Source organism: Novosphingobium aeonii, assembly GCF_052279045.1.
Taxonomy (GTDB): domain Bacteria; phylum Pseudomonadota; class Alphaproteobacteria; order Sphingomonadales; family Sphingomonadaceae; genus Novosphingobium.
In genome coordinates this window covers 753,822-765,733 of the sequence record NZ_CP176832.1, presented here as the reverse complement: position 1 = coordinate 765,733, position 11,912 = coordinate 753,822, and the positions used below count along the sequence as shown (strand labels likewise).

The window sequence follows — 11,912 nt, the reverse complement described above, 5'->3', positions numbered from 1 at the left end:
GCGCAACCAGCGATGTCGGTCGAAGCCAACCAGGTCCGTAACCGCCGCCGGCACTTCGCCGCGCCCGGCGGTTCGCACGATCGCATGGTGGCATTTCTGTCCAAGGCCCTGCCTGCGGGTATCGGCCTGGTTGCCGCCGTCATGATCCTGGTTCCGCTCTCCCCTCGCGGTGAGATCAGCTTCCTGCTGGACCGCAACAAGGTCGATACGACCGGGGAGCGGATCGCCGTGTCCAACGCCGCTTATCGAGGCCAGGACAATCTGGGCCGCGATTTCGTGGTGACCGCCGGCACCGCCGTCCAGCGATCGCCTGAAATTCCGATCGTCGAAATGCAGCAGCTCGTCGCCAAGATGAGCATGCGCGATGGCCCGGCAGATATCGTCGCGCCGCGCGGCGCCTACAATTTCGACAACGATACGATGGCGGTGGATGGCCCGGTGAACTTCAAGGCCGCCGATGGCTACACCATGACCACCAGCAAGGTCGACGTCGACATCAAGAACAAGACCGCGGTCGCTTCCGGCGGCGTTCAGGGCACCATGCCCTCCGGTCCTTTCAAGGCCGATGCCATGCACGCCGACCTCGAAAACCGCACCGTAACGCTTGAAGGCAATGCCCGGATGCGCATAACGCCCGGCAAGCTGAGGATACCCCAATGACGCCCCGCCCCCGCCTTCTTCGTATCGCCATTGCCGCGCCCGTGATCGGGCTTGCCCTGTTCGCCGCTGGCCAGCAGCTTGGTGCGCAGGGGATTTCCGGCCACAACTCCGATGCGCCCGTCGATTTCGGGGCCGATCGGATCGAGCTTCAGGACAAGCAGGGCCGCGTCGTGCTGACCGGAAATGTCGATATCACCCAGGCCGATCTGCGCCTGCGTGCGGCGCGAACCGTGATGGATTACACTGCGGGAAATCAGGTCCAGCGCATCACCGCCAGCGGTAACGTCGTCGTCACCCGCCAGGACCAGATCGCCACGGGCGATACCGCGATCTACGACTTCAACCAGCGCATCATCACGATGGTCGGCAATGCCACGCTCAAGCGCGGCAGCGGCGATACGCTTCGCGGCGGCCGGTTCGTGATGGATCTCAAGAGCGGGGTCTCTTCAGCCTCCGGCGGCCGTGTGCAGGGCACCTTCAATGTGCCCAAGAAGAAAAACTGACCGATTCTGGTAGTTTCCTGAAGGCGCACTGCCGAAAGAATTTTCCTACACCCCTCGTGATGCGTATCTGGATTCGGGCCTTCCTCATTGAAAGGAGCCCCGATGAGCAATCCCATAGCAGTTCCCGCAGGTTATGCCCCGGCTTTCGCGATCGGATTTTCCGACGAAGCCGGAGCTTTTGCGACGGTCCGTAACACCTCCCCCCTGCCTGTAAGCGTCGCTGCCGGCGACCCTCTCCTCGTACGGAATGTGGCGGCAGCGGCTGCCAATGCGCTGTCCGGCTCGACATCCCAGTCCATCGTTGCCGGGCCCTTCGTTCCCGCCCTGTCGCGCCCCGTAGTCCTAGCGCTCTCCGGCACGTGGAGCGGCACGGTCAGTCTGCGCCGATCAACGGACGCCGGCGCGACGCGCAACGCCGTGACCGTTGCCGGCACGCCGTGGGCGACGTTCTCCGCCAATGCCTGCGAACAGGTGTGGACCGAGGAAGAGAATGGAGCCGCGCTTTATCTCGACATAACCCTCGCCTCGGGCACCCTCGTCTATCGCCTCGCACAGTAACCACGGCACGATCAGGAGATCTCATCATGAGCATGGACGTCGTCGCTCGCGGACTGGCCGCAAGGATCGGAAAAACGACCCAGCGCATATCGCTCGACCGCAACGAACTGGCCAGCCTGTCCGAGCGTCAGCGCGCCTATCTGGCCGAAGGAGGACGGGAGGGCAGCTTCACCTGGCGTAATGGGGACATGTCCGCAAAGGTGCAGGCAGACCCTAATCGCGGTATCTACGTGCCTCCCGGCGAAACGCCGAGTGGAGCGCTGGGGGCTTGGGAACGCACGCCCGGCCCCGTGGCCATGATCGAATGGTTCGGCTGCCGGGGGGACGGCGTGACCGACAATTCGGCACTGCTGCAGCAAGCCGTAGATACCATGCACGCACTTTATCCCGAGGGCTTCACGCTCACGGCCGAGAAGGGCCGCAAGTTCAGGCTCGTGAAGGCGATCGCGCTCACTCCGAAGTGCACGATCTCGGGCATCCATCTGGTTAACGCAGGCGATGCCAACTTCTTCAACGTCAACCAGAATGTCAGCGCGGCAGAAGCGTTCAGTTCTTTCTACGAACACATCCGCATCGAAAACTGCGCATTCGAGGGCGACGTTTCCAATGTCGGCATTGCGTTGTTCGCGGCCAATATCCGTTTCCTCTGGTTCGTCGGAAACCGGCTGGTGAACACGGGCGGGGTATCCATTACCCACGGTGCCGACATTCGCGGCCTATACAAGTCGGCAAACGGCGTGGCCGGCGACGAAGGTGTCGGCGTCGATCCCGCCGTGACGGCAGGCTTCTCGTCCGGGCCGGATTTCGGCGACCTTTCCTCGAACATCGTCATCGCCAACAATTACGGCGATAGCGGCCGGTACAACGCGTCGCTCGTACGGCTTGAATTCGTCAAGGACGTGGCGATTACCGGCAACGTATTTCGAGGCGGCAAGGTCTCATGGTGGGGCGGCGGTGCACCGAGTGCGGAAGGTGGTGAAGTCTGGATGGCGCGTCGGGTGCGCAACGTCCAGATTACAGGCAACTACCTGTGCCGAACGAACGGCGCCATCTACGGCAACAACGGCGACGGCATGACCATCACCGGCAATGTCGTGGAAGATGTGCTCGATACAGCTCTGGACCTGGAGGGCTGCTTCAACTGCACCGTAACGGGCAACTTCGTCCGCAATGCGGGCAATTTCTGCACTTCCATCTTCTACGCCTCGCTCAACAACGTCTTCGCAAACAACGTCCTGATCCAAACCAAACGGGCGAAGAACATCGCCGCAATCTTCAACCAGACCGGATACATGAGCAGCGTGACCGTCGCTTCCAGCGCCGGCACCGATGGCCGGGTTCGATTGGTGACGGCAGCCAGCCATGGCTTCGGTAGCGATCAGCTTGTCAACATCCGAACCAAGAGCGGCGCTGTGGGAACGGCGCTGACACAAGCCTATTACGGCATCGTCGTCATCGATGAAGTCACTGTCGAACTGGTCGGGACCGAGGGTATCGGTAGCCTCGAAGGAACCGTCAGTTCCATTCGCTATCAACGCGGCAACACCTTCTTCGACACCAAGCTTGCCGGCTTCGACACCTTGGACGATGCGGACCGCGTTCTATGGACGGGAAATACCTGCATCTACGAAGGCGATCATGACCTCGGCTGGATCAAGGGCGACACCGCGATGCGATCGATGGTCGTGTCGAACAATGTCCTGCGCAACGTGGGCATCCTCGATGCCAGCATCGGCAACAAGTCCATCGTTCAGGGCAACCTGCTGGAGTTCGACTCCGCACCGCTCGCAACTTCCGCAGCCAAGCGCCTGATCCAGTCGACCGGGCGGATCATCGACAATACCCTGAAGACTTTGCCGGGTTGCTCGCTCCCGGCCGGATCGGTCGGCATCGCTTCCTATTGCTACGCCAATTCGGGAGCATGGTCGGAGCTTCGGGGCAACCGTGTGGAAGATCTGGCCTCCGCGATCACCTATCACCTCGGCTACGAATACCAGAACGGTTCCAACTACAGTAACGTCATGGTGGCGGACAACGTCTTCGACACGATCACGGATCTCACGCCCAGCAAGGGGCGCGTCCGCGTCTTCTATAGTGGCAATCGCAGCACGGGGATCACCCAGTCGCTCCCGATTCCGGCAACATCATCCATCGGCTCCCTGGGGGGCATATGCCGGGGGACCCGGCTTGAATCGGGCGCCACAATGGCTTTGGGCGGCGTGATCGCCCGGGTCGCGCTTGACCATGGCTGGGATACCAACCTCGCTTGGGCGGGCACCACGGCTTATGTGATCGGGGATATCCGCTATGTCGGAACCAGCGTCTATCGCTGCACGATCGCCGGCACTTCTGCAACCGGCAGCGGTCCCAGCGGCACGGGCACGGCCATAACAGACGGAACCGCGACCTGGACCTACATCGCTCCGCTGGTAACTTGGGCCCCGATCGCCACATGTTCTCCCGACGTGGCCAGCAGCGCGGCATCGGGAACCATCACGCCCGATCTTTCGGCTGCATCGAGCTTCATTCGCACAGCCCTGACCGCAGCCCTGACCATCAATGCCCCGACCGGCTCGCCATTCGACGGGCAAGTGATCCGGTTCCGTCTCAAGGATAACGGGACTACCCGCGCTGTCGCCTGGAACGCCATCTATCGTGCCATCGGTGCGGCTCTTCCCATCGCGACGACTGCCGGAAAGACGACTTACGCGACGGCCATCTATAATGGCGCCGACCTAAAATGGGATGTCACCGCGGTGCAGACCGAAGCCTGAGCGGAAAAGGAGGTGCTCGAAACGCTTCGGGCACCTCCGAAAGCCGGAACCGAAGGCTGGCAGCAATCAGAATGCGCGATCGTGCACCAGAACACGAAGGGTAAGGAACATGATCTGCAAGTCGCGCATGATGGTCCAGCCTTCGAGATATTCGAGATCGGACTGAAGGCGATTCACCAGATCGGATTCGTGATCGGTGGCCCCGCGGTAGCCGCGAATTTGCGCCAGCCCGCTCAGGCCGGGCTTCAGGCTGTGACGCTGCCAGTACCGCAGGTCGATTTCCCAGAACAGCTTCTCACCCGCCAGCGAACCCGTGGCATGCGGTCGGGGCCCGACAAGACTCATGTCGCCCAACAGAACGTTGAACAACTGGGGCAGTTCGTCGATGCTGGTCTTGCGGATGAAGCGACCAACTGCGGTAATCCGCTGGTCCTGCTTCGATGCCGAGACACTGCCGTCGCTGTCGCACAAGGTCTGCGTCATGCTGCGGAACTTGTACATATTGAAGAACCGGTTGCCGCGGCCCATCCGGCGCTGGACGAAGAACACCGGTCCTCCATCCTGAAGCTTAACCGCGATCGCCACGACCAGCAGCAAGGGCGACAAGGCGAGGATCGCCGCGCCCGAGAAGGCTACGTCGAAGATCCGCTTGATCGCGCGCTCCCGCAGTCCCAGCGGTCCTGCCGAAACCAGCAGCAGACCATGTTTTCCAGCGACGCGGGCGCCCTGGGCACCGAGGCGTACCACTTCATCGTCCAGCACTTCGCCGTCGACATTCGCCCCCTTGAGGATCATCGCCCATTCCATGCGCCGGTCCGCAGGGCAGCTGACGATAACCCTGTCGATGTTGCGAAGCACCAGGCCGACACGGTCGAGCGAATGCGGGTCCTTGAGATTGGGACGAATCCCCATGGCGGCAGCGGATACCCGAATGGTGCCGGGAATCCGCAATTGCGGACCGCCATCGTCGATCACCAGTTCGTTGATGACGTTGGTACCGCAGCGCCATGTCACGAAACTGCGCAGTTGCAGACGCGTCCAGGCGATCAGCGCCATCGCGCAGATGACGCCGCTGCTGAAGGCTCCGCGAGAGAGTTCTGCCGAGGATTTCATCAGGAACTGCACGAACACGACCACGACAACCGCCACGACCATCGACATTTCCGCACGGAAAATGCCGCGCCAGCCATCGCGCAGTGCGTCGGTGGAATAAGCGGCATTGTATAACGCCAGGGTCAGGAAGATGGGGAGCAGTACCTGGCCATAGACGAGCGACATCTGCGCGCCCTGGTCAGTGTCATACAGCAGACCGGCGACGGCAAAGCCTGTGATAAGCGCAACGATATCGCCCAGAAGCAGGGCGACGTAGCATTGCAGACGTCGACGCTCCAGCGAAGGCGCAACAAGGAGTTCGTCAGCCTCGGAACGCTGTATCGCTTCAGGCGAAATGGCGAATGGTGCATTCATTCGTTCAACGCTCCTGATTGCCGAACTCACGCCCATAGGCTCCCTGTCCAGTACCTGTCGCGATGCCAGGGGCATAATGCCCGATGTTGCAGCGCAATAGGTATTTGCCCTTATGAACACCACCACGTGTGTGGAAAGTAAATTCAGTTAAGCTGTTCTATTTATCCGGTGTTTAACATCCAAACACGCAATTCGTGCGATTTCGACCAATCCTTCCGACAAGAACAGCTCTGCGTCCTGGCTGTTCCCAAGCAGCGATTGGTGCAACGCAATAAGTCGGGCAACGAGCCTTTCCAGCCGATTCCCCCGCCAAATCCTGAGTTGAGCGCCAAGGGCCGCCTTGTCTTTCCAGAAAATCCGGCGGGCAGCGGTCTCCGAATCGATCAGCCCCGCTACATCGCCACTGCGCCCGAGTCGCGCGTTGAGCGCGGCCAACTGCGCTGTCCTGCGCTCAAAGGCCAGGAGCAGGCCCACGGGATTGATCCCCTGGTCCCGCATTCTCTTGAGTTCCGGACCAATCGCCTCACGTCGCCCACCCAGCACGGCATCGACCAGGGGTCCGAAGTCATCGTCCTCCGTAGAGGCTCCAACCGCATCGAGGTCGGCTGCCGTCACCGGTCGCGGCGTTTCCGGGCCTGCGTCGAGATAGAGCGCCAGCTTCGTCACTTCGGAGCGGGCAAGGCGAGTATCCAGACCCGATGCGCGCGCAATCCTTTCCGCAAGGTCGCTGCCCATCTTGAGCCCGGCCCCGTTGGCCATGGTCCGTACCGCGCTTGTCGCAGCGCCGAGATCGGGCGGATAGAACATGGCCACCAGCCCATCCGGCCTTGCCGCAAGCAGCTTGGCCGTTCGCGACTTGTCGGTCGCCCCGGTCGCAACGATCAGCACCGGACAGGCATCGACCTCGTTCTCGATCAAGATCTGTACGGCATCATGCGCCTCGTCGCCTTGCGCACGCACCCAGATGTGGCGCGAAGTACCTCCGAACAGCGAATTTGAACGCGCCTCGTCGCCGAGCCTTACCGGGTCCTTGCGAAGATCGGAGCCCGCCATCTCGACACGCTCGCCAGGATCGGGGAGGAGCGAGACGATCCGGGCGGCAGCGTCGCTTGCCCCGGCCTCATCCGGTCCGCAAAAGAAGAAGACCCGCGCCTGCTGAGCAGCGCGGGTCGCAAGACCACCGAAATCCTTCTGGGTCGCCTTCATCTTTCCGCAGCCCGCATTGCCGGATTACTGCTTCGTATCGCCGCGCAAGCGCAGCGCGACGGTCGTGACGATACGGCTTGCAACATCCTTCGACATGTTTTCGAGCGCGGTCTGCTCGGCCGCGATCGTTGCATAGTCCGAAGAAACCACGTCGATCCCCGCATCCGAACCTGCCGTGGCGTCCAGCACGATCTCGTTGCTGGACAGGTCAACAAGCTGGTAGCGCGCGCGCAGGGTGCGCCGTTCACGGCCGATAGTGTCGTCCGAGAGAAGGGCGAAGCCTTCAAGCTTATCGTCAAGACGCACGTCGAGGCGATAGCGCGGTGAGGCGTCCGACTTGTCGGAGCCAAGCTGATCGACCAGCGCATTGCGCACCAGCCAACCTGCACGCCCCTCGATCGCGGCGACCTGTACGCCTGTGAGACCCCGCGCCACCGCACCGCTGCCCCCGCCCGAATACATCGGCTGGAGGCCACAGCCGGTCAGCGTCACCGCTCCGAGGAGGACGGGTCCGACAAGGCGCAGGAAACGCTTCACGCGACGAGATTGACCAGGCGGTCGGGAACGACGATCACTTTCCTCACCTCGGCTCCATCCAGCGCACGCTGCACTTTCTCGCTGGCAAGGGCAAGCGCTTCAAGCTCTTCCTTCGAAGTGCCCTTGGCCACGGTCAGGGTGTCGCGCAGCTTGCCCTTCACCTGGACGGCCACGGTCACTTCGTCCTCGACCAGCAGCGCCGGATCGACTTCCGGCCATGAAGCCTGCGAGACGAGGCCTTCCCCGAAGGTTTCGAAAGCTTCTTCGGCGAGGTGCGGCATCATCGGCGAGACGAGCAGCAGAAGCGTGCGGATCGCGTTCGAGCGGCTGGCCGAAGGGGCCGCCTTCTCGACCGCGCCGGTCAGTTCGTAGATGCGCGCCACGGCCTTGTTGAAGCCCAGCGATTCGATGTCCGAAGCCACCGCAGCCACCGTCTGGTGGGCCTTGCGGTCGATGGCCTTGTCCTCGCCCGTCGCCGAAGCGTCGTACTGGGCGAACAGACGCCAGAGGCGCTGCACGAAGCGGCCGCAGCCCTCGATGCCGGCTTCCGACCATGGCAGGTCGCGCTCCGGCGGGCTGTCTGACAGCATGAACCAGCGGATCGCGTCGGCGCCGTAAGTCGCGACGATCTCGTCGGGGTCGACGACGTTCTTCTTCGACTTCGACATCTTGATGACGCGGCCGACTTCGACGGCGGCACCGTCAGCCTTCAGCGTCGCACCGTCCGAGGTCCGGTCGATCTCGCCGGGCGAGAAGTAGATCGGCTGACCGTTGGCATCGTTGATCCGGAAGTAGGTCTCGTGCGTGACCATGCCCTGCGTGAACAGGCTGGCGAAGGGCTCCTTCACCTCGACCTTGCCGATGCGGGCCAGCGCGCGCGTCCAGAAACGCGCGTAGAGCAAGTGCAGGATCGCATGCTCGATACCGCCGATGTACTGTTCCACCGGCAGCCATTCGGCGATCTTGGCCGGATCGAACGGACGATCCTCCGGCTGGCTGGCGAAGCGCAGGAAGTACCACGAAGAGTCGACGAAAGTGTCGAGCGTGTCGGTTTCGCGACGCGCGGCGTGGCCGCACTGCGGGCAATCGACATGCTTCCAGGTCGGGTGGCGAACGAGCGGGTTGCCGGGGGTCGAGAAATCGACGTCCTCGGGCAGCGTGACCGGCAGGTGCTTCTTGGGCACCGGCACCACGCCGCAAACCTCGCAGTGGATGAACGGGATCGGCGTGCCCCAATAGCGCTGGCGCGAGACGCCCCAGTCGCGCAGGCGCCACACGGTCTTGCCCTCACCCCAACCTTCGGCCTCGGCGCGCGCGATGACGGCGGCCTTGGCGTCCTTCACGGCCATGCCGTTGAGGAAGTCGGAATGGACGCAGACGCCATCACCGGCCTCGGACTCGCCGTCGAACGGCTTGTCGGCATCGGCTTCGCTCGCCGCGACGACGCGCAGGATCGGCAACTGGTACTTGGTGGCGAATTCGAAGTCACGCTGGTCGTGACCGGGAACGGCCATGACCGCGCCGGTGCCGTAGTCCATCAGCACGAAGTTGGCGATGAACACCGGCAGTTCGGCGCCCGTGAACGGGTGCCTGGCCTTCACGCCGGTATCGAAGCCCAGCTTTTCAGCGGTTTCGAGTTCGGCCGCAGTAGTGCCGCCCTGCTTGCACAGCGCGATGAATTCCTCGACCTCGGGACGACCCTGCGCAACCGCCTGCGCGATCGGGTGATCGGCGGCGACGGCGACGAAGCTGGCACCGAAGATCGTGTCCGGACGGGTCGAGTAGACTTCTACCGAACCGATACCGCCGACTTCGGCAGTCAGGTCGAACTTGAACTGCAGGCCCTGGCTCTTGCCGATCCAGTTCTCCTGCATCGTGCGGACCTTCTCGGGCCACTTGTCGAGCGTGGAGAGACCGTCCAGCAGTTCGTCGGCGAAGTCGGTGATCTTGAGGAACCACTGGGAGAGCTTGCGCTTCTCCACCAGCGCGCCCGAGCGCCAGCCGCGCCCGTCGATCACCTGTTCATTGGCGAGCACGGTCATGTCAACCGGATCCCAGTTCACCGCCGATTCCTTGCGGTAAACCAGATCGTTTGCGTAGAGATCGAGGAACAGCGCCTGCTCGTGGCCGTAGTATTCCGGCTCGCAGGTGGCGATCTCGCGGCTCCAGTCGAGCGCAAAGCCCAGGCGCTTCAACTGCGCCTTCATGTTGGCGATGTTCTCGCGCGTCCAGCCGCCGGGGTGGACGCCCTTTTCCATGGCCGCGTTTTCGGCGGGCATGCCGAACGCGTCCCAGCCCATCGGGTGGAGCACTTCATGGCCTGTCATGCGCTTGTAGCGCGCCAGCACGTCGCCCATCGTGTAATTGCGCACGTGGCCGATATGGATGCGCCCCGAAGGATAGGGGAACATCTCAAGCACGAAGCTGCGCGGCTTCGACGAGGTATCGTCCGCCTTGAAACACTGCGCGTCGTCCCACGCAGCCTGCCAGCGCGTGTCCGCCTGAGCCGGATCGAACCGCTCGGTCATCTTAATCGAGTCTCCTGCGGGCATATTCCCGCAATTTCGCGGCACCGGCCGGTGCCGCGTATGAAAAAACTATCAGCCGCCGATCGAATTGCGGCGAAGGTCACGGGCGCGGGTGAGGATGATGTCCTCAAGCTTCTGCACCGTTGCAGCCTGAACCGGCGCCGGCGCCCAGACGCCGTTGGTCGAGACTTCGCGCTGGCCGGTCACGCGCAGGGCGTCGGCACGCAGGTCCTTGTCGAGGATCATCACCGTGATCTTGACGCGCTCGTTGGGTTCCTTGGGATTGGTGTACCAATCGGTGACGATGACGCCGCCGGCGCTGTCCGACTGGAGCAGCGGCATGAACGAGAGCGAATCGAGGCTGGCCCGCCACAGGTAGCTGTTCACGCCGATCGTCGTCACCGCCGAAGGGGCGATCGAGGACTGGACCTGCTTCCTGCCACCGCCGCAACCGGCCAGCGCAAGCGCCGCGACGGCGCAAAAGCCCGCAGTCGCCAGCGATCGAGCGGAGAGAAGGCCGGTATGGGTGCTGCCTGTCATCGTAATTCCCAGTTCCTGTCTTGGCGCGTTCGCCGGACTTCCGGTAAACCTGCCGTGAAACGCCTCTATAGCCGCCGTTGCCCGGGCGGCAAGTGCGGCTGCATCAGCTTGCCGCCATAACGGGTGCAAGGCTAAACGCATGCTGAACGCCCCTCTCCCATCCGCGATCAGGCTGTGTTAAGTTGCAAGCCTGAAAGATCGCGGAACGGTGGGACGCCGATCCCGCAACAGGATCGTGAACCGGCGAGATGGAAAGGCAAGGCGGGAATTTCGCAATGGAAGCCGAAGCAACACGCGCGTCGAAAGGCGGAATGAAGACCGGCCTCTTGCTGGCCTGCTGCGTGACCGTGCTTGCCCTTCCCAGCGCCGTTCTTGCGTTCACCACCAATTTCAAGACCGCGCAGACGGAGAAATCGGTCGATTCGCTCGATCCGGAGACCTCTCCAGAAAACCTGTCGCGCGCCATCGCCATGCGCTCTCTTGCCAAAGGTCAACCGTTTCCCTTCACTCCGGCAGCACCTCCGGGCCGCCTCGAACGCGCGGTTACGGTTGCCGTTCGCTTCGATCCGGAAGCGGCGAAGGCGATTATCGTGCGTAACCGCCTTCAGATCGCCCGCACCGACAAGGATGTCGGGCCCCTTCGCATAGCTCCCAACGCCTTCAATCTCGGCGTGGCGCGCGGCTATCAGAACTTTGCCCCCGAAACGGCGCCGCAAGCCTTGGGCAAGGGGCTTTCCGATGCGCCAGAGTTGAAGAAATTCAGCCTTCAGGCCGGAACGGTCGACCAGAAGGAATCGCGCTTCAGCCCCCGAATCTCGATCGATGAAAAGCATGTGGCAGGTCGCGCCCCTCGCACGTTCTCGGGTGAAGCGGGCGAAGTCGATCTGGGGGGCGCCTACCGCGTCACCGAGAATCTCGATGTCACTGCCGGCCTGCGTTATTCGCAAGAGCGGGAACGCCTTGTTCCCCTCACCGATGGCCGCCAGGACAGTCAGGCAGTGTACGTAGGAACCCAATTCAGGTTCTGATCCGTGCAGCCATAATTGCACTTCTCTCAATCAATTCGCCGCAAATAAGCTCCGGGAGCGATGGGCTTCGGCTTGCCCTGCGCGGCTGGTTTCCATAGCACTGCAGGTGGT

The 11,912-nt window shown here is 62.6% G+C and carries 10 protein-coding genes; 5 read left to right on the top strand and 5 right to left on the bottom strand.

The features are described 5' to 3' along the window. Positions 1–12 precede the first annotated feature (12 nt). The 4 genes from lptC (at position 13) to ACLIMP_RS03860 (ending at position 4,495) form a co-directional block, all read left to right on the top strand. The gene (gene lptC, locus ACLIMP_RS03875) at positions 13–660 is read left to right on the top strand and encodes an LPS export ABC transporter periplasmic protein LptC (RefSeq protein ID WP_054441090.1); all 648 of its coding nucleotides are present in this window, start codon (positions 13–15) and stop codon (positions 658–660) included. Further along, positions 657–1,163 (top strand): LptA/OstA family protein, encoded by a 507-nt coding sequence (locus tag ACLIMP_RS03870; RefSeq protein ID WP_054441093.1) that lies wholly within the window; start codon positions 657–659, stop codon positions 1,161–1,163. The genes lptC and ACLIMP_RS03870 overlap by 4 nt, the downstream gene beginning before the upstream one ends. A 102-nt stretch (positions 1,164–1,265) precedes the next feature. After that, the gene (locus ACLIMP_RS03865; protein WP_443478049.1) at positions 1,266–1,721 is read left to right on the top strand and encodes a hypothetical protein; all 456 of its coding nucleotides are present in this window, start codon (positions 1,266–1,268) and stop codon (positions 1,719–1,721) included. Positions 1,722–1,747: 26 nt separating this feature from the next. Continuing rightward, positions 1,748–4,495, top strand: coding sequence for a right-handed parallel beta-helix repeat-containing protein (locus ACLIMP_RS03860; RefSeq protein ID WP_324697653.1), 2,748 nt, complete (start codon positions 1,748–1,750; stop codon positions 4,493–4,495). A 66-nt stretch (positions 4,496–4,561) separates the two neighbouring features. Here ACLIMP_RS03860 and ACLIMP_RS03855 read toward each other — a convergent pair whose 3' ends face one another. The 5 genes from ACLIMP_RS03855 to ACLIMP_RS03835 all read right to left on the bottom strand — a co-directional run bounded on the left by ACLIMP_RS03855 (position 4,562) and on the right by ACLIMP_RS03835 (position 10,773). Then, positions 4,562–5,962 (bottom strand): sugar transferase, encoded by a 1,401-nt coding sequence (locus tag ACLIMP_RS03855; RefSeq protein ID WP_054441101.1) that lies wholly within the window; start codon positions 5,960–5,962, stop codon positions 4,562–4,564. A gap of 147 nt (positions 5,963–6,109) precedes the next feature. After that, positions 6,110–7,168 (bottom strand): DNA polymerase III subunit delta, encoded by a 1,059-nt coding sequence (gene holA, locus ACLIMP_RS03850; protein WP_324697649.1) that lies wholly within the window; start codon positions 7,166–7,168, stop codon positions 6,110–6,112. Positions 7,169–7,192: 24 nt separating this feature from the next. Continuing rightward, a complete protein-coding gene (gene lptE / locus ACLIMP_RS03845; RefSeq protein WP_165913267.1) occupies positions 7,193–7,630 on the bottom strand; it encodes an LPS assembly lipoprotein LptE in 438 nt (145 codons plus the stop codon). Between the two features lie 71 nt (positions 7,631–7,701). Beyond that, positions 7,702–10,233 carry a leucine--tRNA ligase gene (leuS, locus tag ACLIMP_RS03840; RefSeq protein WP_324697647.1) on the bottom strand — a complete coding sequence of 844 codons (2,532 nt, stop codon included), beginning with the start codon at positions 10,231–10,233 and terminating at the stop codon, positions 7,702–7,704. 72 nt (positions 10,234–10,305) lie between these two features. Next, positions 10,306–10,773: a DUF3576 domain-containing protein gene (locus ACLIMP_RS03835; RefSeq protein WP_054441108.1), complete on the bottom strand. Its 468-nt coding sequence runs from the start codon at positions 10,771–10,773 to the stop codon at positions 10,306–10,308. A 275-nt stretch (positions 10,774–11,048) separates the two neighbouring features. Here ACLIMP_RS03835 and ACLIMP_RS03830 point away from each other — a divergent pair, with 275 nt between their 5' ends. Beyond that, on the top strand, positions 11,049–11,801 hold the full coding sequence (locus tag ACLIMP_RS03830; protein ID WP_324697645.1) for a hypothetical protein: 753 nt from the start codon (positions 11,049–11,051) through the stop codon (positions 11,799–11,801). Positions 11,802–11,912 lie beyond the last annotated feature (111 nt).